The 21,120-nt window shown below is 63.8% G+C and carries 23 protein-coding genes and 1 pseudogene; 15 read left to right on the top strand and 9 right to left on the bottom strand.

Going from position 1 to position 21,120, the window contains the following annotated elements:
- Positions 1–35 precede the first annotated feature (35 nt).
- Both QMX96_RS01725 and QMX96_RS01720 read right to left on the bottom strand, forming a co-directional pair.
- The gene (locus tag QMX96_RS01725) at positions 36–377 is read right to left on the bottom strand and encodes a hypothetical protein (protein ID WP_054914555.1); all 342 of its coding nucleotides are present in this window, start codon (positions 375–377) and stop codon (positions 36–38) included.
- 340 nt (positions 378–717) lie between these two features.
- Positions 718–888 carry a hypothetical protein gene (locus QMX96_RS01720; protein WP_167400192.1) on the bottom strand — a complete coding sequence of 57 codons (171 nt, stop codon included), beginning with the start codon at positions 886–888 and terminating at the stop codon, positions 718–720.
- Positions 889–1,113: 225 nt separating this feature from the next.
- Here QMX96_RS01720 and QMX96_RS26930 point away from each other — a divergent pair.
- The 3 genes and pseudogenes from QMX96_RS26930 to QMX96_RS01710 all read left to right on the top strand — a co-directional run bounded on the left by QMX96_RS26930 (position 1,114) and on the right by QMX96_RS01710 (position 4,448).
- Positions 1,114–1,425, top strand: a pseudogene (locus QMX96_RS26930) (integrase).
- A 71-nt stretch (positions 1,426–1,496) separates the two neighbouring features.
- Positions 1,497–3,083 (top strand): ABC-F family ATPase, encoded by a 1,587-nt coding sequence (locus QMX96_RS01715; protein ID WP_043861471.1) that lies wholly within the window; start codon positions 1,497–1,499, stop codon positions 3,081–3,083.
- Positions 3,084–3,254: 171 nt separating this feature from the next.
- A complete protein-coding gene (locus QMX96_RS01710) occupies positions 3,255–4,448 on the top strand; it encodes an MFS transporter (protein WP_054914556.1) in 1,194 nt (397 codons plus the stop codon).
- Here the strand turns inward: QMX96_RS01710 and QMX96_RS01705 are convergent.
- Together QMX96_RS01705 and QMX96_RS01700 are read right to left on the bottom strand one after the other, a co-directional pair.
- Positions 4,442–5,449, bottom strand: coding sequence for a dienelactone hydrolase (locus QMX96_RS01705; RefSeq protein ID WP_104572381.1), 1,008 nt, complete (start codon positions 5,447–5,449; stop codon positions 4,442–4,444). The genes QMX96_RS01710 and QMX96_RS01705 overlap by 7 nt on opposite strands.
- 157 nt (positions 5,450–5,606) lie before the next feature.
- Positions 5,607–6,218, bottom strand: a complete 612-nt coding sequence (locus QMX96_RS01700; protein WP_054914558.1) for an FMN-dependent NADH-azoreductase — start codon at positions 6,216–6,218, stop codon at positions 5,607–5,609.
- 128 nt (positions 6,219–6,346) lie between these two features.
- On the opposite strand from QMX96_RS01700, the gene QMX96_RS01695 reads away from it, so the two are divergent.
- Together QMX96_RS01695 and QMX96_RS01690 are read left to right on the top strand one after the other, a co-directional pair.
- Complete coding sequence (locus QMX96_RS01695; protein ID WP_043861502.1) at positions 6,347–7,255, top strand: LysR substrate-binding domain-containing protein; 909 nt, start codon at positions 6,347–6,349, stop codon at positions 7,253–7,255.
- Entirely contained in the window at positions 7,248–7,607 is a 360-nt protein-coding gene (locus QMX96_RS01690; protein WP_043861467.1) for an MmcQ/YjbR family DNA-binding protein, read from the top strand. Before QMX96_RS01695 ends, QMX96_RS01690 begins: the two co-directional genes overlap by 8 nt.
- Positions 7,608–7,670: 63 nt before the next feature.
- Here QMX96_RS01690 and QMX96_RS01685 read toward each other — a convergent pair whose 3' ends face one another.
- On the bottom strand, positions 7,671–8,072 hold the full coding sequence (locus tag QMX96_RS01685) for a DUF1294 domain-containing protein (RefSeq protein WP_236066268.1): 402 nt from the start codon (positions 8,070–8,072) through the stop codon (positions 7,671–7,673).
- Position 8,073: 1 nt separating this feature from the next.
- Complete coding sequence (locus QMX96_RS01680; protein WP_054914658.1) at positions 8,074–8,904, bottom strand: undecaprenyl-diphosphate phosphatase; 831 nt, start codon at positions 8,902–8,904, stop codon at positions 8,074–8,076.
- A 284-nt stretch (positions 8,905–9,188) separates the two neighbouring features.
- On the opposite strand from QMX96_RS01680, the gene QMX96_RS01675 reads away from it, so the two are divergent.
- The 9 genes from QMX96_RS01675 (at position 9,189) to QMX96_RS01635 (ending at position 17,321) form a co-directional block, all read left to right on the top strand.
- A complete protein-coding gene (locus QMX96_RS01675) occupies positions 9,189–10,823 on the top strand; it encodes a methyl-accepting chemotaxis protein (protein WP_043861500.1) in 1,635 nt (544 codons plus the stop codon).
- 151 nt (positions 10,824–10,974) lie between these two features.
- Complete coding sequence (pnuC, locus tag QMX96_RS01670; protein ID WP_282360827.1) at positions 10,975–11,541, top strand: nicotinamide riboside transporter PnuC; 567 nt, start codon at positions 10,975–10,977, stop codon at positions 11,539–11,541.
- Positions 11,538–12,089 (top strand): AAA family ATPase, encoded by a 552-nt coding sequence (locus QMX96_RS01665; RefSeq protein ID WP_054914561.1) that lies wholly within the window; start codon positions 11,538–11,540, stop codon positions 12,087–12,089. The genes pnuC and QMX96_RS01665 overlap by 4 nt, the downstream gene beginning before the upstream one ends.
- Before the next feature lie 334 nt (positions 12,090–12,423).
- Positions 12,424–12,837, top strand: a complete 414-nt coding sequence (locus QMX96_RS01660) for a hypothetical protein (RefSeq protein WP_043861499.1) — start codon at positions 12,424–12,426, stop codon at positions 12,835–12,837.
- Position 12,838: 1 nt separating this feature from the next.
- Positions 12,839–13,411, top strand: a complete 573-nt coding sequence (locus QMX96_RS01655) for an adhesin (RefSeq protein ID WP_282360824.1) — start codon at positions 12,839–12,841, stop codon at positions 13,409–13,411.
- 65 nt (positions 13,412–13,476) lie between these two features.
- Entirely contained in the window at positions 13,477–14,472 is a 996-nt protein-coding gene (locus QMX96_RS01650) for a hypothetical protein (protein WP_043861462.1), read from the top strand.
- A 60-nt stretch (positions 14,473–14,532) separates the two neighbouring features.
- On the top strand, positions 14,533–15,213 hold the full coding sequence (locus tag QMX96_RS01645; protein WP_043861461.1) for a C39 family peptidase: 681 nt from the start codon (positions 14,533–14,535) through the stop codon (positions 15,211–15,213).
- 33 nt (positions 15,214–15,246) lie between these two features.
- A complete protein-coding gene (locus QMX96_RS01640) occupies positions 15,247–15,987 on the top strand; it encodes a hypothetical protein (protein ID WP_043861460.1) in 741 nt (246 codons plus the stop codon).
- A gap of 47 nt (positions 15,988–16,034) precedes the next feature.
- The gene (locus tag QMX96_RS01635) at positions 16,035–17,321 is read left to right on the top strand and encodes a hypothetical protein (RefSeq protein WP_213605664.1); all 1,287 of its coding nucleotides are present in this window, start codon (positions 16,035–16,037) and stop codon (positions 17,319–17,321) included.
- An 88-nt stretch (positions 17,322–17,409) separates the two neighbouring features.
- Here the strand turns inward: QMX96_RS01635 and QMX96_RS01630 are convergent, their stop codons facing one another.
- On the bottom strand, positions 17,410–18,735 hold the full coding sequence (locus QMX96_RS01630) for a sigma-54 dependent transcriptional regulator (RefSeq protein ID WP_043861458.1): 1,326 nt from the start codon (positions 18,733–18,735) through the stop codon (positions 17,410–17,412).
- Between the two features lie 323 nt (positions 18,736–19,058).
- Between QMX96_RS01630 and QMX96_RS01625 the strand changes: the two genes are divergently transcribed.
- Positions 19,059–19,325, top strand: coding sequence for a hypothetical protein (locus QMX96_RS01625; protein ID WP_054914565.1), 267 nt, complete (start codon positions 19,059–19,061; stop codon positions 19,323–19,325).
- 117 nt (positions 19,326–19,442) lie between these two features.
- Here the strand turns inward: QMX96_RS01625 and QMX96_RS01620 are convergent, their stop codons facing one another.
- Together QMX96_RS01620 and QMX96_RS01615 are read right to left on the bottom strand one after the other, a co-directional pair.
- Positions 19,443–20,111: a VWA domain-containing protein gene (locus QMX96_RS01620; protein ID WP_282360812.1), complete on the bottom strand. Its 669-nt coding sequence runs from the start codon at positions 20,109–20,111 to the stop codon at positions 19,443–19,445.
- Complete coding sequence (locus QMX96_RS01615) at positions 20,108–21,115, bottom strand: ATP-binding protein (protein ID WP_282360810.1); 1,008 nt, start codon at positions 21,113–21,115, stop codon at positions 20,108–20,110. Before QMX96_RS01615 ends, QMX96_RS01620 begins: the two co-directional genes overlap by 4 nt.
- Positions 21,116–21,120 lie beyond the last annotated feature (5 nt).

Genomic DNA, 21,120 nt, shown 5'->3' with positions numbered 1-21,120 from the left:
GCTAATGCGGAATGAGGCTCAATGTTGGAAAGGAATCAAACGCGTGGCGGTCGCCATACCCCGGACGGGGTCTGTACAGGCAGAGAATCGCTGATGAGGGAAAGCACTACGGGGCTGAACACGGTCACAGGAGGCTTGAAGATTGAGACTTGCAACATACCGCCCGACTTGCACTCCTGGCCCGGCTTGCAAGGTTTGCCGTGTTCGACAGGGCTTTTCATGTCGTTGCAACAATCCATGCCCATGTCGTCCATCATAGCCATACCCATGGTCTTCATCGGGCAAGGTTCTGTCGGTGCCTGAACCCCCGCCATCCCACTGAGGGGAAGCGCCAGGCTGATCAAGAAGATGAGACAAAACCGCAGGTAGCGTTTCATGGTCTGGAGTGTATTCGCTGAAAATGGCTCTTACAATTGGGCACTGATCATCAAAAAAATGTCGTCAACCTCCAAAGCAGGCAATCAAGCCTTTTAAAAATTAAGCCAGTATTACGCGAAAAAAATTAACAATTTGGCCGAGACAGGCATTGCGAGGCAGTTCCGTAAGGGCTCTCTTGGAATCACGCCCCCCTATTGTCTGGGGTAGATGCCTGGAACAAGAGTTTTCGCTTCAGGCAGGGCCTCCCTATTCAAGGCTCGCTCGATAGTCCGCGTTGAGTATTTTCACTCAGGCACCTATTTGTATGCCTGTGCCTGCAGCTTGACCCCACCGCACACGTCAAGCCCGCTGGCGATATCCGGTAATGAGCAGCACTACACCAGGCACCAGAAAGCCGACCGCGGTGTAGCCAAAAGCAGCTTGCCCAGAGGCGCCGACTGCGGCGAACGCAGCGCCGATTGCAATCAGTGGCGCCGCAGCGTAGTAGAACGGTTTGGCTTTATTGGCCATATCTAACCTCCTGTTTGACATACTTTTTTATAACACATCAGTCCGCCGAAAGGCGCGGGCCTGGAGAGCTGTTGCCGTGGCAAACGAAGAACTGGCCGGGCCGCTGTGGCGGCGTTCAAGGACGACGGCAGTAGCGGCCCGCAGATAAACATGCGGGCAAAAAGGAAGAAACGCCGGGATGAGCACGCTGAGGAGCAACAGGCCGTGGTACCGGGTTTGCGCAAAATGGCATCGAAATCAGCCACTCCCACCAGTCCTTTTGTGTTCCAGCCGGGTAAAGGCGGGATGTAGATCAGGCAGGCAGGTGTTACAATCAGGCACTTCAAGCTCGCGCTCAAGGCGCTGGGCATCCGTGAACGTCGGCAGTACGACACGCGCCACACCTACGCAACCATGTGCCTAATGGCTGGGATGAACCCCACGTTCATCGCGAACCAACTCGGCCACAGCGTCGAGATGTTGCTCTCTACCTACGCAAAATGGATCAGCTCCTCCTCGGATTGGAAGGAGCTGGAGAAGCTGCCGTCCCGTATCTGACGGGCCCAAAATCGGCCCCAAAAGGTCGGCGGCACCTAAACACACCTCTGGACACCCCGCAGGATAAGCACTTGATTTCTACCGCTAACATCACCATGCAGTTTGGCGCCAAGCCCTTGTTCGAGAACGTCTCGGTCAAGTTCAACAATGGCAACCGCTACGGCCTGATCGGCGCCAACGGCTGTGGCAAGTCGACCTTCATGAAAATCCTCGGCGGCGACCTGGAGCCGTCGGCCGGCCAGGTGATGCTCGAGCCGAACGTGCGCCTGGGCAAGCTGCGCCAGGACCAGTTCGCCTACGAAGAATTCACCGTGATCGACACCGTGATCATGGGCCACGAGGAACTGTGGCGGGTCAAGGCCGAGCGTGATCGCATCTACTCGCTGCCGGAAATGACCGAAGACGACGGCATGGCCGTCGCCGAGCTGGAAACCGAATTCGCCGAGATGGACGGCTACACCGCCGAATCCCGCGCCGGTGAACTGCTGCTGGGCCTGGGTATCCCCCTCGAACAGCATTTCGGCCCCATGACCGAAGTCGCCCCAGGCTGGAAACTGCGTGTGCTGCTGGCCCAGGCACTGTTCTCCGACCCTGAAGTGCTGCTGCTCGACGAGCCGACCAACCACCTGGACATCAACACCATCCGCTGGCTGGAAAGCATCCTCACGGCGCGTAACAGCACCATGATCATCATTTCCCACGACCGTCACTTCCTCAACAGCGTGTGCACCCACATGGCTGACCTGGACTACGGTGAGCTGCGTCTGTTCCCGGGCAACTACGACGAGTACATGACCGCCGCCACCCAGTCGCGCGAGCAACTGCTGTCGGACAACGCCAAGAAGAAGGCCCAGATCGCCGAGCTGCAGACCTTCGTCAGCCGCTTCTCGGCCAACGCCTCCAAGGCCAAGCAGGCCACCTCGCGTGCCAAGCAGATCGACAAGATCCAGCTGGCCGAGGTCAAGCCATCGAGCCGCGTCAGCCCGTTCATCCGCTTCGAGCAGACCAAGAAGCTGCACCGCCAGGCCGTGACCATCGAGAAGATGTCCAAGGGCTTCGACGGCAAGACCCTGTTCAAGAACTTCAGCTTCACCGTCGAAGCCGGCGAGCGCGTGGCGATCATCGGCCCCAACGGTATCGGCAAGACCACCCTGCTGCGCACCCTGGTCGGCGAGCTGACCCCGGATGCCGGCGAGGTGAAATGGACCGAAAGCGCCGAAGTGGGCTACTACGCCCAGGACCACGCCCACGATTTCGAAGAGGACCTGAGCCTGTTCGACTGGATGGGCCAGTGGACGCAGGGCGAGCAGATCATCCGCGGCACCCTGGGGCGCATGCTGTTCTCCAACGACGAGATCCTCAAGTCGGTGAAGGTGATCTCCGGTGGCGAGCAAGGCCGCATGCTGTTCGGCAAGCTGATTCTGCAAAAGCCCAACGTACTGGTGATGGACGAACCGACCAACCACCTGGACATGGAATCGATCGAGGCGCTCAACCTGGCGCTGGAAAACTACCCGGGCACGCTGCTGTTCGTCAGCCACGACCGCGAGTTCGTGTCCTCGCTGGCCACCCGCATCATCGAGCTGAGCCCCAGCGGCGTGATCGACTTCAGCGGTACCTATGACGACTACCTGCGCAGCCAGGGTGTGTTGATCTAAACGTCGTACACAAGCTTCGCCGGCAAGGCCGGCTCCTGCAGGGTGCGTGGTTTTCGCGACCCGGGTGGGGGCCGGCCTTGCTGGCCACAGCTTGTTCGTTAGCCTGCTTTCTTTTCCTGCCCGCTCCCGCCATCATGGTCGCCTCCAACCGCTTGCCTGCGAACGAGCCCCATGTCTGCCCCGCCCCCTTCTGCTGCACTCAGTAACGAGTCGGTTACCCGACAGATACTGTCGATCGTCTTCTACACCTTCATCGCCTTCCTCTGCATCGGCCTGCCGATCGCGGTGCTGCCCAGCCACGTGCATGACACCCTGGGGTTCAGCGCGGTCATCGCCGGCATCACCATCGGCCTGCAATACCTGTCCACCCTGCTCAGCCGCCCCATGGCCGGACGCCTGGCCGACAGCCTGGGGACCAAGCGCGCGATCATCTACGGGCTGCTGGGCATCGCGCTGAGCGGCGTGCTGACCTGGGCATCGGCATTGGCCGTGCACCTGCCAGTGATGAGCCTGGCGGTGCTGCTGGCTGCACGGGTGGCCCTGGGCATCGCGCAGGGCCTGATTGGCGTGGGCACCCTGAGCTGGGGCATCGGCCAGGTGGGCGCCGAACACACCGCGCGGGTGATTTCCTGGAACGGTATCGCCTCCTATGGCGCCATCGCCATCGGAGCACCGCTGGGGGTGATCGTGGCCAGCGAACTGAACTTCGCCACCCTGGGCCTGAGCCTGACCGCGCTGGCAGCAGCGGCGCTACTGGTGATACGCAACAAGCCCTCGGTGCCGGTGGTGCGTGGCGTGCGCCTGCCGTTCTGGGCCGCCTTCGCGCGGGTGGCACCGTGCGGTGTGGGCCTTACCCTGGCCTCCATCGGCTATGGCACGCTGACCACCTTCGTCACGCTCTTCTATATAGAACGCGGCTGGAGCGGCGCCGCCCTGTGCCTGAGCGCCTTTGGCGTGTGCTTCATCCTGTCGCGGCTGCTGTTCGTGAACGCGGTCAACCAGTGGGGCGGCTACCGCGTGGCAATTGCCTGCATGGGCGTCGAGGCCCTGGGGCTAGCATTGTTGTGGCTGGCGCCGTCACCGCTGCTGGCGTTGGTCGGCGCGGGGCTGAGCGGCTTCGGCCTGTCACTGGTGTACCCGGCACTGGGGGTCGAGGCGATCAAGCAGGTGCCCAGTTCCAGCCGCGGCGCCGGGCTGGGGGCCTACGCAGTGTTCTTCGACCTGGCCCTGGCGATTGCCGGCCCGGTGATGGGCGCCATCGCTGCGCACCTGGGCTACGCCTCGATCTTCTGTGTGGCCGCGCTGCTGTCACTGGCCGGCGTGGGCCTGACCCTGGTGCTGTTGCGCCGCGCCACGGCTCAGTGATCGACCGCACTCAGGCCGACACGCTCGGCGCCCCCCAGGGTGCGGGTGAAGAAGCGCGTGGCTTCGGCCTGTAACGACAGGTGTATGCCGGCGCGGTCCACCCCTTCGGCATCGGTGCACAGCGTGGCCATATGCTGCAGTTGGGATGCGTCGCACGGGGCCATGAACACGAAGTGCCCGGCACCCGCCAGCAGGCGGTAGTTGGGGGTGATCGGCAGTTTGTGCGCCAGTGCCTGGGCATTCTTGTCGATGGCCAGCAACTGGTCGCGGTCGCCGCTGTAGATCAGCGCGGGCACCTTCACATCGGCCAGCGCGTGGCGTCCGAACATCAGGCTCAACGGCGCCATCAGCAGCAATGAACGCACCCTGGGGTCGGCGTGGGGCAGCAGGTCGTCACGGTCTGCCACCAGCACCCCATGGGCCTTGCAGGCATCGGCGTCCAGCGGGTTCTGCTGGCAGTAGCGGCGCAGGCGTTGCAGGTCTGGTCGGGCACCGGACAGGATCAACGCCGTCTCGCCACCGGCCGAGTAACCGATCATGCCCACCTGCCTGTCGCTGACGTAAGGTGCAAGCAACGGATCGGCAAGGGTCGCGGTCAAGGCGGCACTGATCTGCAGGGGCCGGCCATAGAGGTTGCTCAGGGTGCCAAGCCGGCTGTGATCGCGGGCGTTGTCTCCCGGGTGCACCACCGCGACCACCACGAAGCCCCGGCGTGCCAGGGCGCTGGCCAGGTCATGCAGCGCCAGTGGCGTGCCGGTATTGCCATGGGACAGCATCAGCAACGGGAAGCGGCCCATTACCACCGCGCCTTCTTCGGCCACGTGGACCCGATAGCCGTCGACCTGATGCCACCGGGCGATGTCGCTGGATGGGTAGAACGCCAGGGCCTGCATCGGCTGGCCGTCCACCGGGTCGGTCACAGCCATGCGATGCAGGCCGACACTCCAGTGCTGCGCGGGCTCGGCCTGCACCAGCAGGCAGCAGCTCCACAGCACCAGCATCAAAAATGTTCGAACCCACCGCATCGTTGCTCACCCTGCCCGGCCCGCACCTGTGACCGGTACTGGCAAGCATAGAGCGGGCCAGGCCGGGCTGGATGAAAGGTGCATGAAAAAGCCGACTTGCGGGGTGACCGCAAGTCGGCTTTTCGACAGGGGCTCAGGCAGCCGCGAACAGCTCGCTGTCGATCTGCGCCTGGGCGGCCTGCATGGCATTGCTGCGGTGCTCGTCACCGTAGGCCAGGCCATGGGCGCGCACGAACTCGACGTCGGTGATGCCGATAAAGCCCAGGAACACCTTGAGGAATTCCTCGTGGGCCACACCGGTCGGCTGGCCGACGTGCAGGCCGCCGGAGGTCGACACCACGATCACCTTCTTGTTGCCGCACAGGCCTTCAGGCCCGGCTTCGGTGTAGCGGAAGGTCTGGCCGGCGACGGCAATGCGGTCGATCCAGGCCTTGAGCTGGGTCGGCACGGTGAAGTTGTACATGGGCGCCGCGATCACCACCGCATCGGCCGCCAGAAACTCCTGGAGGGTTTCACTGCTGAGCCTGGCTTCATGTTGCTGCGCCGCATCGCGCAGTTCGTCAGGCGTGCCGGCGGCAACCAGGGTCGCGGCCGAGAAATGGCTGATGGCATCGGCGGCCAGGTCCCGGTAGACCACCTGCGCCGAAGGTTCTGCCGCTTGCCAGGCGGCGACCACGCGCTGGCTGAGCTGGCGAGAAGCGGAGTTGTCGCCGAGGATGCTGGAATCGATGTGCAACAGTTTCATGGGGCTCTCCTGAATGAGGATCGGCTGGCGATCACGATGGGGAGGATGCTACCGGGATAGCCAATAGCTGATAAGATCGCAAATTCGCACTTCTTCGTCCCACTGGCAGGACAATGCCCATGACCGGCATGCAAGACCTCAACGATCTGTTCTATTTCGCCCGCGTGGTGGAGGCCGGCGGCTTCGCGGCGGCCGGGCGTCTGCTCGGTGTGCCCAAATCCAGGCTGTCGCGGCGCATTGCCGAACTGGAGGAGCGCCTGGGCACGCGTCTGCTGCAGCGCACCACCCGGCAACTCAAGCTCACCGCCGTGGGCGAGCGCTACCTGCGCCATTGCCAGGCCATGCTGCTGGAGGCCGAGATGGCCGACGAGGCGGTGGCCAGCATGACCAGCGAACCGCGCGGGCGCTTGCGGGTGTCGTGCCCGGTGGGCCTGGCCCATGAGTTCCTGCCCGGCGTGATCAGCGCATTTTTGCAACAGTACCCGCAGGTGCAGCTGGACATGGTGCTGCTCAACCGCCGGGTCGACCTGATCACCGAGGGCATCGACGTGGCCCTGCGTGTGCGCGACCTGGGCGACGAAGACCCGGCGCTGGTCACCCGCCGCCTGCGCCAGGCGCAGATGCTGCTGGTGGCCGCACCTGAGTTTGCCGCCCGGCACCCTGTCAGCTCCCCTGCCGACCTGGCCAGGGTGCCGGTACTGGGCGCGGTCGAGGCCGACCGCCTGGTGCACCTGCGCCTGCTCGACGAGCAGGGCCACAAGCAGGACCTGACCCTGGAAGCGCGCCTGGCCATCGACGACTTCGTGGTGCGCAAGGCCGCCACCCTGGCGGGCCTGGGCTTCACCACGCTGCCTATCATGCACTGCGAGGCCGAACTGCAGCGCGGCGAACTGGTACGCCTGCTGCCGGGCTGGTCACTGCCGGGCGGTTACCTGCAGGCGGTGTACCCGCACCGGCGCGGCGTGCTGCCGGCGGTCAGGGCGTGGATCGATCACCTGGTAGCCTCGTTCGAGGAATGCGGAGAGCGTTATGTCTGAGCGAAAAATGACCGAGGCACAGGTGGCGGCATTCTGCCTGGGCCTGCCCGGTGTGCAGGAAGATTACAAATGGGGTGGCGTGCGGGTGTTCTCGGTGGCCGGCAACAAGATGTTCGCGGTGATGGACCTGGCGGGTGCAGGCTTGTCGTTCAAGGTCGACACCGAACTGTTCCTGGGCTACGTGGACCGCCCCGGGGTGCGACCGGCGCCGTACCTGGCGCGGGCACACTGGATCAGTGTGGCGCAGCCTTATGCGATGGGGCGTGGGGAACTGGAAGAGTTGCTGCGCCGCTCGCACCAACTGGTGGTGCGGCGATTGCCCAAGCGCGTACAGGTCGGGCTGCTGCTCTGAGGCCGATGGCTTTCGCCGGCAAGGCCGGCCCCTGAAGGCGCAGACCTTGCTGGCGAAAGCGCTCTAGAATCCGAACAATCGCCCGGCAAGAAACAGGTAGTCGGCCCAGAACACCTGATGCCCCAGCACGATCACCCAGAACACCAGCTGATAGGACAACTTGCGTGTCTTGTGCCGGAACACCTGCTGCGCCAGCAGCGCGCCTGGCCAGCCACCGACCAGTTCGCAGGCATGCAGCACCTTCTCGGGGGTACGCTGCCCCTGGCCGCGCGCCTGACGCTTGTCGTAGCCATACAGCCCGAAACAGCCAAGGCTCGCCAGCCCATAGGCCGCCAGCCACAACCAGTTGCCTGTGCCCACACCCAGCTTCAGTGCGCCCAGCACCGGCAGCAGGCACAGGGCCACGAATGCCAGCAACTTGAGGCGCAGGTGGCGCATGGGCGGGCGCGTTTCGATGCGGGCCATCTCAGCCGTGCGCCACGGCCCAGTCGACCCAGCCGAACTGCCAGGTCGCCAGGATCACCAGGCCAAATGCGATACGGTACCAGGCAAACACCGCGTAGCTGTGGCTGGCGATGAACTTGAGCAAGCCGCGCACCGCAATCATCGCGAAGATGAACGACACCACAAAGCCGATGGCGAACACCGGGAAGTCATCCGGCTGGAACAGGTCACGGTACTTGTAGCCCGAGAACACCGCCGCCCCGACCATGGTCGGCATCGCCAGAAAGAACGAGAACTCGGTGGCGGCCTTGCGCGACAGGCCGAACAACAGCCCGCCGATGATCGTCGAGCCCGACCGCGAAGTCCCTGGAATCATTGCCAGGCACTGCGCGCAGCCGATCTTCAGCGCATCGGTCCAGCGCATGTCATCGACCTCCTCGGCGCGCACCACGTGCTGGCGGCGCTCGGCCCACAGCATGATCACCCCGCCCACCACCAGGGCCACCGCCACCGTGATCGGGTTGAACAGGTACTCATGGATCAGGTCGGCGAACAGCACGCCCAGCACCACGGCGGGCATGAAGGCGATCAGCAGGTTGAGGGTAAAGCGCTGGGCCCGGGCCTGGCGGGGCAGGCCCACCACCACGTCCAGGATCTTGCGGCGAAATTCCCACACCACCGCCAGGATCGCGCCCAGCTGGATGATGATGTTGAACGCCATCGCGCGTTCGCCGCCAAAGTCGATCAGGTCGGCGACCACGATCTGGTGACCGGTACTCGAAATGGGCAAAAATTCCGTCAGACCCTCGACGATGCCGAGAATCACAGCCTGCATGGCGGTCCAAAAATCCATCATTCCCCCGTAAGACATTGCCGCTGGCAGGTCTCATCATTCGTTATTTGATTGCCCGAAACCGGGCATATTACGGCGACACTCCGTCGCAAAACCGAAGGAAATGCTACCCCGGCCTTCAGAACTGCCCCGTGAAGGCCGAAATCCTAACAGAGCGCTCGTGCAAACGCTGCCGCTCGACGCGACAGCGCTCTACTAATCAATCACTTAGCCCTTGGTCGAGTAGGTTGTTTCGGTAAAGCGTGGTTGGATGCGGACAATAACAAGAACATAGGGTGACCTTCATGAAGACTTTACGCAGTATGTCGATCAGCCGTCGGCTGTGGCTCATCCTGGTGGTGGCGGTACTGATGCTGGTGACCCTGGGGCTGCTGATGCTGCGTCAGATCCACGGTGACCTGTACCAGGCAAAGGCCGAAAAGACCCGGCACGTGGTCGAAACCGCAGCCGGCGTACTGGCCTATTACCAGGGGCTGGAAGCCAGCGGTACCCTTACCCGCGAGGCCGCCCAGCAACAGGCGCTGAGTGCGGTGCGCGGGTTGCGTTATGACCAGGACGACTACTTCTGGATCAACGACCTGGGCCCGAAGATGATCATGCACCCCATGAACCTCAAGCTCGAAGGCCAGGACCTTTCCGGCATTCGCGACCCGGACGGCTATGCGCTGTTCAACGAAATGGTCGCGTTGGCCAAGGCCCAGGGCGCCGGCAGCATCGACTACCGCTGGCCCAAGCCCGGTGCCAGCGAGCCGGTGGAAAAAACCTCGTACATCCAGCTGTTCAAACCCTGGGGCTGGGTGATCGGCTCTGGCGTGTACATCGACGACATGCACGCCGAGTTCGTGCGCCAGCTTCGCGACGCATCGCTGCTGGGGGTGGTCATCGCGCTGATAATGGCACTGGTGGTCATGCTGATCGCCCGCAGCATCACCCGCCCCTTGCAGGAAGCCGTGGATGCCATGGGCAACATCGCCAGCGGCGAAAGCGACCTGACCCGTCGCCTCGACACCCATGGGCAGGATGAAGTCACCCAGCTGGGCCTGCACTTCAACACCTTCACCGCCAAGTTGCAGCAGGTGGTGACCCAGTTGCAGGGCGCCGCCCAGGCCCTGGGCCATTCGGCCGGGGACGTAGGCAGCAACGCCGGCCAGGCGCACCAGCGCAGCGAACAGCAGTCGCAGCAGATGGAACAGGTGGCCACCGCAATCAACGAGGTCAGTTATGCGGTGCAGGACGTGGCCAGGAACGCCGAGCACGCCTCCAGCGAGATGCAGGACGCCCAGCAGCGGGCCGAACAGGGCCGGCAAAGCATTCATGGCAGCCTGCTGAAAATCGACGAGCTGTCGGGCACCATCGACCAGGCGGTGCAGGTGATCCAGGCCCTGGCGGGCCAGAGCACGCGTATCGGCAGCGTGCTGGAGGTGATCCGTTCGATTGCCGAGCAGACCAACCTGCTGGCACTCAACGCCGCCATCGAGGCCGCGCGGGCGGGTGAACAGGGGCGCGGGTTCGCCGTGGTGGCCGACGAAGTGCGCCTGCTGGCGCAACGCACCCAGCAGTCGACGGCCGAGATCCAGCAGATGATCGAGCACCTTCAGGGCCAGTCCGAGGCTGCGGTCAAGGCGATCGATGCCAGCAGCCTGGCCTCGCGCGAGACGGTCGAACAGGCCAGCGAGGCCGGTGCCAGCCTGGATGCCATCAGCCAGGCACTGCACAACCTCAGCGCGCTGAATGCCTCGATTGCCAGTGCCACGCTGCAGCAGTCGCATGTGGTCGAAGAGATCAACCACAACGTCACCCAGACGGCCGAGCTGTCGCGTCAGACGGCCGTGGCGGCGCACCAGTCGAGCAGTGCCGGGGCCGCATTGAACCAGTTGAGCGAACAGCTGGGGCAGTTGCTGAGGCAGTTCCGGGTCTGACCGCAGCCTGCACCTCGCCGGCGGCCGGCTTCTGCAAGGCTCGACATTGCCTCAGCAGGAGCCGGCCTTGGCGGCGAAGTGCTCACCCAAGGCTGGCACCTGACGTGCCACAAGGTACAATCGCCGCCCTGCCCCCCTTCAAGGAACGCCGATGTCCGGCCTGGAACTGTACGCTGCCGTGCTGGGCGTCATCGCTGTATGGCTCACGACCCGCCAGAACCCCTGGTGCTGGCCCATCGGCCTGCTGGTGGTGCTGCTCTACAGCTGGATCTTCTTCGACTTCAAGCTGTATTCGAACATGCTGCTGCAACTGGCGTTTGCCGTGTTCCAGCTCTATGGGTGGTGGCAGTGGACACGCCCCGGCGAGGATCGCCCGATCCGGCAGGTGACCTACCTGGGTACCGCGCCGCTGCTGTCGGGCCTGGGCGTGGGCCTGCTGGCCAGCCTGGCCCTCGGTGCGGCCATGGCCACCTGGACCGATGCTGCAGAGCCCTGGCTGGACGCCACCCTCACCGCCTTCAGCCTGGTGGCGCAGTTCTGGATGGCGCAAAAGCGCGTGCAATGCTGGCCGTTGTGGATCGTGCTGGACGTGATCTTCGTCGGCCTGTTCCTTTACAAAGGCATGTACATCACCGCCGCGCTGTATGCGCTGTTCACCCTGATCGCCCTGCAGGGCTGGCATAGCTGGCGACGTGACCCGGCATTGGCCAGCCCATGAAGGTCCTGGTACTGGCGGGCCCGGAATCCAGTGGCAAGAGCTGGCTGGGCGGCGAAATCCAGGCACATTTCGGTGGCGAACTGGTGGGCGAGTACGTACGCCACTTCATCGACGAGCAGCGACGCGACACCTGCTACGCCGACATCGACCCCATCGCCCGCGGGCAGCTGGTGTGGGAGGATGCGGCCCGCGCGCGCCAGCCCGAGCTGCTGATACTCGATACGCACCTGCTGAGCAACATGCTGTGGAGCCGCGTACTGTTCAACGACTGCCCGGCGTGGCTGGAACAGGCGCTGCTGGCACGGCGCTACGACCTGCACCTGTTGCTCAGCCCCGCAGGCGTGCCCTGGGTAGGCGACGGCCAGCGCTGTCAACCACGGCTGGAGGAGCGCCAGGCGTTCTTCGAGGCCAGCCGCCAATGGCTGCAACGGCATGGCCAACCCATGCAGGTCATCGAGGGCGACTGGGCATACCGCCAATCGACGGTACTGGCGGCCGTACAGGCACTGCTGGAAGGCAAGCCCCCGGCCTGCGCCACCGAGTGTTAACCCGGCGTTACACACCTGGCCACCTCAACCGCCGATCCAGAGCACTTGCGACCAACACGCGGTGACGTGTTAAGCCGGTGATACACCCACCCTCGGGGCACGCCGGGCATCTGCGCTGCTCCAAGGCCTGTAAAAAGGACCAGCGGTTGTATCACCAGTGATACAGATTGTCCGACCGGCCCCTGCCCCGTGCGCTATGCCCTTGATTCGCTGGCACAAAGCAAAAGCGGCACAGCTTCTGCTCTCCTTCTCGCAACGCTGATAGGGCCAGCGCACCGAAGAAGGAATCGCTGCCGTGGGGAATCACACCAACAAGCTGCTGAGTCTTTTCGTCATGGGCTGTGCGCTGGGCGCCAGCACCCTGAGCCTGCCGATACTGGCCGCCGGCGACGGCACCATCATCATCCAGCGCCAGGTTCAGCCGCGTTCGGCCGTTCGCCCGACCGGCACCCCCGACCCCCGCCCCATGACCGTCAATGCCAATCAGTCGCCACGCATCCTGAGCCAGACCAACGAGCTCAGCGATGGCGACTTTGCCGGTGTGGCCAGCGGTGCCAGTGTAAACCGGGTGTTGATGCCCGACGCGTCCGGCAACATCCGCGGCATGGGGGCCGTGCCCACCAGCCTGCCGGGCCTGCGTGGCGGCGCCGGCCCTGGCGCAGGGGGCGCCAACAGCATCTCCAATTCGGTCAACCAGAACGTGCAGCGTGGCCTTGCGCCGCTGCAGATCCTGACCGGGGGCCGTTGAGATGAACCACTCACTGCTGTTTCTGGCGCTGGCCTGCAGCGCGTCGGCCCTGGCCGCCCAACCGGTCAATGACAACGCCACCATCAACGCCAGCGGCCAGGGCTACAAGGGCAACGTGACCATCAACCAGGCGGCTGGCGACCAGCAGCAACAGATCAACAGCCGCGCCATCGCCATCAACCCCGATGCCACCGCCACCACCCAGGTGCGCCAGCGCATCGACACCCCTGCCAGCAGCGCGATCAATGCCCGCGCCAGCATCGGTGGCAACGCCTTCACCAACGGTAACGGGATGATTGGGATCAACCAGTCGGCCGGTGCCAACACACAACAAGTCAATGCCGTGCGGGTAAGCATCAGTGCCACCGCGCAGAGCATCGACGACAGCGTCCTCGACCAGCAGAACGTGGCGCTGTCAAACGGCTCAGGCTCGACAGGTCAAACCCCCGGCAGTCGCCAGGTCGCTACCAGCGATCAGGCCTTCACCGGCAGCCGTGGGGTGATCCAGTTGAACCAGAGCGCCGGGGTCGGGAACCGAATGGCCAACACCCTGAGCGTACGGGTTGCAGATTGACCCGAGCAGTTCACAACGCAGCACAACACAACACTTAACAACTAAAAACAATGCGGAGAAACACCATGAAACCCACAATGGCACTCAAGCCTCTGGTATTCGCACTCGCAGCGGTCATGGCAGTTGCTGCACAAGCGGGCGGAAACAACGGTGGTCACAACGGCGGACACAATGGCGGCAATAACGGCGGCAACAACAATTCCAGCGCGCTGCTCGCCCTGCTGGTAAACGCCGGCGCTGGCGCCACCGTGATCGATACCCAGGGCAATGGTGGTAACGGTGTGCTCAACGAGAACACCCGCAACAACGGCACCATGGACAACTCGGCAAACGGCTCTCAAGGCAACCTGGGCGCCAACGTGGCAGCCGGTGACGGCAACCAGCAAGACAACGTTGCCGCCATCGCCACCGCCGACGAACGCTTCATCTTCGGCAGTGCGGTTGCTGTTTCCAGCGCCACCCAGACCAACACCAGCAACATCGTCAACAACTTCTCTACCCAGAACAACGCCAATCTCACCAATTCGGCGAACAACAGCTCCGGCAACATCGGTGTCAACGTGACCGCCGGCGACTTCAACCAACAGAAAAACAACCTGGCAATCGCCGTGTCCGGCGGCCGTGTGGCCGTGGCCAGCGCAGCCGCCAACCAGTCCACCTCCGGCCTGAGCGTCAACAACAAGGCCGACCGTACCTACACCAAGGAAACCCTCGGTGGCGCCTTTGCCGCCTATGGCCAGTACGAAGGCGAAGGCCACGGCTACGTGGAACGCAAAGACGACAAACCCGGGCACAACGGTGGCTGGGATGATCGTGGCGGCAACAAACCACAGAAAGACAAGCTTACCTTCACCGAAGAAGGCAGCTTCGTACTCGGTGGCGTCTACACCTACCAGGTGCTCAAACCTACCGGCTGGGCCAACCCTGTGGTCAACAACGCCAACATGAGCAACTCGCTCAATGGCGTGTCGGGCAACGTGGGCGCCAACGTGTCGGCCGGCTCGGGCAACCAGCAGAGCAACTCGCTGTCCATCGCAGCAGGCTGCCGCGCCTGCCTGTAAGCTGAAAAAGGACGGGGCCCCCAGGGGCCCCTTTCCTGCCATCTACACGGTGCGAAGACCATGCGCATTGCCCTGCTTGCCGCATTGCTGTTTCTGGCCAGCCTGGCCGAGGCCGCACAGATGCCCATCGCTGCCCTGCCGGGCGGCAATGTCATTTACAAGCCCATCCAGAGCATTCGCGAACGACGCTTCGCCGACCTTGTACAACAGAAAACCGATTTCAGTTGCGGCGCCGCCGCCCTGGCCACCGTCCTCAAGCAGGCCTACTGGCTGGACGTCGACGAAGAACACATCATCGACGGCATGCTCGCCCACGCCGACCAGCAAGTGGTCAAGACCCAGGGCTTCTCCATGCTGGACATGAAGAAATACGTGGAAAGCATCGGCATGCGTGCCCGGGGCTATCGGATCCCGCCCGAGAGCCTGCAAAGCGTCACCATTCCAGTGGTGGTGCTGATGGACATTCGCGGCTACAAGCACTTCGTGGTGCTGCAACGCACCGAAAAGGACTGGGTGTACATCGGTGACCCGGTTCTGGGCCACAAACGCTACAAGTTCGATGATTTCGTCAAAGGCTGGAACGGCATCATCTTTGCCGTCATCGGCCCTGGCTATGACAAGGCCAACGCATTGCTCGACCCGCCACAACCCTTGACTGCAAAAAACAAGATCAACGGGTTCAGCCCGGTAGACGATGCGCAGTTGATGGATTTTGGTTTCATACAAAGTGATTTCTTCTAATCAGAAGGGGCATGAAGCTCCGGGGAGCACCCGATGAAGACTTCAACCTGGCTGGTTGCCGCCTGCCTGGCCGCCAGCTTGCCTGCCCATGCGCAGTTCAAGCCCATCGAGATCAAGGACCAGGAACTGTCCGAACTGCGCGGACGCTATGTGATGCCAGGGCGCATCATCAGCTTTGGCGTGGTGATGAGCAGCACCTGGCAGAACGCCCGCGGCGACAGCATCGGCGCCACCGCCAGCATGCAAGTGCAGCAGTCCTCGTTCAAGCCGCAGTTCTATGTCTCGCTCGACACGCGCGATGGCAACGGCGCCCCGGTAACCCAGGGCAACGGTACCGTCACCGGCGGGGCCGGCCTTGGCACGACCCAGGGCGTTACCCAGTCGGTACGCGCGGCGGGCGACTACAACACGGCCTACAACAATGTCTCGATCAACGTGAAGGAAGCCAACAGTGCCCCGGCGGCGGGCCAGCCACAGGGTCAGTTGCTGGGTAGCGGGCAGACCATCACCGGCAGCAATGGCGCCGGCACGCTGAGCGTTTCCGCCACCGGCAAGGGCATCCAGCTGGGTATCCAGGCCAACAACAACCAGGGCAATACGGTGCAGCGCCTGGCCCAGGGCGGGCTGCTGCAGGCCACCACGCTCCTGGGCGGCAACAACGCCGTCAACAACATCACCCAGCTCAATGTGGTACTGCGCAACAACCTGCCTACTGCCGGGGCCTTGAACTGCAACCTGGATCAACTCAAGGGCCTTCGTATTTCCGGATATTGATCTACGCTCTGTCTCAATTCACCGCAGTTGGAAGGGACGGCTAACCCATGCATCGATCGTTTTCGTTGAAGGCAGTGGTCTGTGTGAGCACTCTGGCGTCTTCAGCGCTGCTGCAAGCGGCGCCAGATCCGCAAGTTGAGGCCCTGAAACAGGAGTTGCAGGCACTCAAGCAACGTTATGAATCCCAGCAGCAGGCACTGATGGTGCTCGAGCAGCGGGTCCGCCAGGTTGAAGAGCAACCCGCGGCACCCCCTCAGCGCCTGACCCGCTCGCCAGCGGCCTCCACCCGGTCAGGCCAGGTGGCTACTGCATCCGGGGCGGCCCCCGGCACCGGCAGTTCCTACGGCGAAGCGCTCAAGGGCGATTCGGAACCTGCGCAGAGCGTGTCCAACCTGTACGACGAGGCCAGCGGCTTCTTCGGTGGCGGCAAGTTCAGCGTCGAGACCGGCATCACCTACGCCCGCTACGACACCCGCCAACTGATCCTCAACGGTTTCCTCGCGCTGGACTCGATTTTCCTGGGCAACATCAACCTGGACCGCATCAAGGCCGACAACTGGACCCTGGACCTGACTGCCCGATACAACCTCGACCAGCGTTGGCAGTTCGATATCAACGCCCCCATCGTCTACCGCGAGTCCACCTACCAGTCCGGGGGCGCCGGCAACAACGCCCAGGGCGTGACCGAACAGACCGTCACCCGCGACCCGACCCTGGGGGATGTCAACTTCGGGGTGGCCTACAAGTTCCTCGACGAATCGGAAAACAGCCCCGATGCGGTGCTCACCCTGCGGGTCAAGGCGCCCACCGGCAAGGACCCGTTCGGCATCAAGCTGATCCAGGACCCGAATAACGACAGCCTCGCCTACCCCGAAGACCTGCCCACCGGCAACGGCGTATGGTCCATCAGCCCGGGCATCTCGCTGGTCAAGACGTTCGACCCGGCAGTACTGTTCGGCAGCCTGTCCTATACCCATACCCTGGAAGAGTCGTTCAGTGACGTCAGCTCCACGTCCGGGGTCAAGGTGCCGGGCAAGGTCAAGCTGGGCGACAGCTTCCAGATCGGCGCCGGTATCGCCTTTGCGCTGAACGAGAAGATGAGCATGTCGTTCTCGGTGTCCGACCTGATCGCGCGCAAATCCAAGATCAAGTCGGCCGAAACCGGCGACAGCTGGACCTCGGTGCCCAGCAGTGATGCCAACGCCGCCTATTTCAACGTGGGCATGACCCTGGCCGCCACCGACAACCTGACCATAGTGCCCAACCTGTCGATCGGCCTGACCGACGATGCGCCGGACTTCACCTTCAGCCTCAAATTCCCTTACTACTTCTGATCTGCGCCGACGCCATTCGCCAGCAAGGCTGGCTCCTACCTTCGGGTAGGAGCCAGCCTTGCTGGCGAATGGACGTAGCGTGGGATCTTCAGCGAATCTGATGCTTGTGCAGCAACCGGTAGAACGTAGGCCGCGACACCCCAAGCACCTTGGCCGCAATGCTGAGGTTGTCACTGTGACGATTGAGCACGTCACACAGCGCCTGGCGCTCGGCGCGGTGCTTGTAGTCTTCCAGGGTACCCATCGGCGTCATCTCGACCTGTGCCCCCTGCAACCCGAGGTCCTGGGCCTCGATCTGCCGCCCTTCGGCCAGCACCAGGCCGCGACGCACGCGGTTGGCCAGTTCGCGCACATTACCCGGCCAATCATGCTTGCCCATCGCCATCAGCGCATCTTCGCTGAAGGTGCGCGGGCGCCGGCCGGTTTCCTGGCTGTAGAAACGCGAAAAGTGGCTGGCCAGCATCGACAGGTCGCCATGCCGGTCACGCAGCGGTGCCGTCACCACCTGCAGCACGTTGAGCCGGTAATACAGGTCTTCGCGAAAACGCCCGCTGGTGATCGCGCTCTCCAGGTCGACATGGGTGGCAGCCAGCACGCGCACGTCCACCGCAATCGGCTGGCTGCCGCCCACCCGTTCGATATGCTTTTCCTGCAGAAAGCGCAGCAGGTTGGCCTGCAGTTCCAGCGGCAGGTCGCCGATCTCGTCGAGAAACAGCGTGCCGCCGTTGGCAGCCTCGATGCGCCCGACCTTGCGCTGGTGCGCGCCGGTGAAGGCGCCCTTTTCGTGGCCGAACAACTCGGACTGGATCAGGTGTTCGGGAATCGCCCCGCAGTTGATCGCCACGAACGGTTTGTCGTGGCGTTGCGACTGCCGGTGCAGGGTGCGCGCCACCAGCTCCTTGCCGGTACCGCTCTCGCCTCGAATCAGCACCGGTGACTCGGTGGGCGCCAGCTTGCTCAGCAACTTGCGCAGTTCGCGGATCGGGCGGCTGTCACCCAGCAGTTCGTGCTCGGGCTCATCCACATGCAGGTTGCCCTTGCCGCGCAGGCGTGCCATGCCGAATGCGCGACCCAGGGTCACCTGCACGCGGGAGACATCGAATGGCAACGTATGGAAGTCAAAAAACCACTCGCACACAAAATCACCCACGTTCTGCGCGCGCAGCTCCTCGGCGCTGAGCACCGCGATCCACTCGGTACCGCTGCGGCTGATCAGGTCCTTGACCGCATCGGGGTGCTGCAGGTGGCTGGCGTGCAGGCGCAGCAACCCCACATCGCAAGGGTGCTCCAGGGCAGTGGCAAGGGTGCAGGTGCGCACGTCCCAACCTACGCTGCGCAGGCCTGGCAACAAGCGGTGGCAATCGTCACAAGGGTCAACGATCAGCAAGCGGCGGTTCGGTACCGGTTCCAGCATGACCTTTCCTTGGCGCCAATTATTGGAAATGTTAGTAGAAACAGCATGTTGTATGGCCCGTCTGTAACAGTAGCAACCAACGTCAGAATGCCCACTACCGTCCGTCTGCAAATACGGCCTTGTTTTCGACTCGGTAGAATTTTCCTGTTAATTCAACGTCCCAGATGTTGCCAATGAATGCAGATTGTCAGCACCGATTAAAAAAACATTACTTGCAGTGTGACCTGACCCACTACTGCGTGCATCAGTACAAGTAACCTGCCGCAGGGAAAACACCTTGCCGCAACTTTTTCAATGTTTGGGACCACAGAGAGACCGAACCCATGAACGCCCCGCTCCGTGTCAACGAAGCACTGCTGATTGCCGACCACGCCTTCGAACCCTTCCAGTGCGTCGCCTGGGATGTGCCTAACGGCACTGGCGAACTCAGCCTGGCGGTAATCGACCGGACCAGCACCCGTATCGGCAGCAAGCAAGTTCCAAGCAGCACCTATTCCGACCCGCAGCAATTGGCACACCTGATCGAGGAAGTGCGCGCCGAGTTGAGCCAGAAAGGTTATGACTTGCAGCCGTGGAGCATGCCGAAGTAACTTTCCGGTCTGCCCCGTTCATGCAAAAGTGCACCCACTGGGTGCACTTTTTTTGTTTGTGAAGTGTGCGCCGGCGGCTGCGGCAGTTGGCCGCAGTTTACGGCCCAAGTACTTGTTTCAACGCAAGTTGAACTGTTCCAGGTGTTGGTATTGCGCACCCAGTTCCAGCGCCATTTGCCTGGCGCGGCCCAGGCGAACCGGTGCGCTTTCCATGTCCACCAGCAGGCTGCTGCACGGCAGTGCCTCCAGCGCCGACCAGGCCTTGAGCCGGCCATCGGTGAGGATCAGGCAGTGCTGCACCTCATTGGGGTAGCGCCGCTGGCGTTGGGTCAGCCATTGCCGGGCCTGCTGCAGTGCCTCGAGCAGTGGCGTGCCTCCGCCGGCGCCGAGCTCCGCCAGCCAGGGCTGCAGCGCAGCAGAGGCCTTCAGGCCGTGGCGCTGCCAGCGCGGTTCGCGGCCGCTGGCCGTGAGCAGGGCGAGCCTGGCGCGGGCCCGGTACGCCTGGTCGAACAGTTCGGCCAGCAAACCCTTGGCCTTGCTCAGTGCCTGGTAACGCCGGGTAGACGCCGACGCATCCACAATCACCAGCCAGAGCTGCGTCGGCGCAGCGGTGCGCTGCGCCCAGCACAGCTCGTCGCGCTGGCGCGGGCGGCCCTTGAGCAGGGTGGCAGGCCAGGCCACGCTGCCCTGCCCGGCTGCCCGGGCACGCCCGCGCGGGCCCCGGTCGAGCTTGCCTGCACGGGGCCTGGCATCCGCCGCCGGGTGCGAGCGCGGGCGGATGCTCAAGGCTTTTTTGGCCAGCGCGGTACCTCGCGCCGAGCGCCCACAGCCACCGGCTGGCCTGGCAGCTCACCCCACTGGCCACTGCCCTGAGGCTCGCTCGACGGGCTCGATTGCCCCTGGGGCTGAGCTTCGGGGCGAGGCGGTTGCTCGGCGGGCCGGTCATGGCGCCGATGGCGCAAGGCAAACTCTGCCACCGCCTCGATATCCTCGGCCTCGATGCCCGGTGCACTGCGCCAGGCCGCATGGGCACGGGCGGCACGCAACCAGACCAGGTCGGCGCGCAGGCCGTCGACCCCGGCCTCGAAGCAGCGCTGGGTGATCTGCGCCAGGGCCTGGTCATCCAGGGCAATCTGTTCCAGGCGCTCGCGTGCCTGCTGGCAGCGCTGGCGCAGCTCGGCCTGGGCATCGGCCCACTGCGCGCAGAACGCCTGCGGGTCGCTGTCGAAGTCCAGCCGGCGGCGGATGATCTGGCCTCGCGCCTCGGGCAGCGGCTGGCCCTGCAGGGCCACATTCAGGCCGAAACGGTCGAGCAACTGCGGACGCAGCTCGCCCTCCTCCGGGTTCATGGTGCCGATCAGCACGAAGCGCGCACTGTGCCGATGGGAAATGCCATCGCGCTCTACCCGGTTGGTGCCGCTGGCAGCCACATCCAGCAGCAGGTCGACCAGATGATCGGGCAGCAGGTTGACCTCGTCGACGTACAGCACGCCGCCATCAGCCCTGGCCAGCACACCCGGCGAGAACTGCGCGCGGCCCTGCCCAAGCGCAGCATCCAGGTCCAGGGTGCCGACCAGGCGCTCCTCGGTGGCGCCCAGCGGCAAGGTCACGAAGGGCCCCTCGCCCAGCAGGTCGGCCAGGCCCCGGGCCAGGGTGCTCTTGGCCATGCCGCGCGGGCCTTCGATCAGCACGCCGCCGATCCTGGGGTCGATGGCCGTCAGGCACAGCGCCAGCTTCAGGTCTTGGGCGCCGACCACGGCGGCCAGCGGAAAATGTACGGGTTCGCTCATGTCTG

Source organism: Pseudomonas sp. PS01300 (assembly GCF_029960155.1).
In the GTDB taxonomy this organism is placed as follows: Bacteria; Pseudomonadota; Gammaproteobacteria; order Pseudomonadales; family Pseudomonadaceae; genus Aquipseudomonas; species Aquipseudomonas palmensis.
The sequence above is the reverse complement of the archived record's forward strand: the minus strand, read 5'-3'. Positions and strand labels throughout refer to the sequence as shown.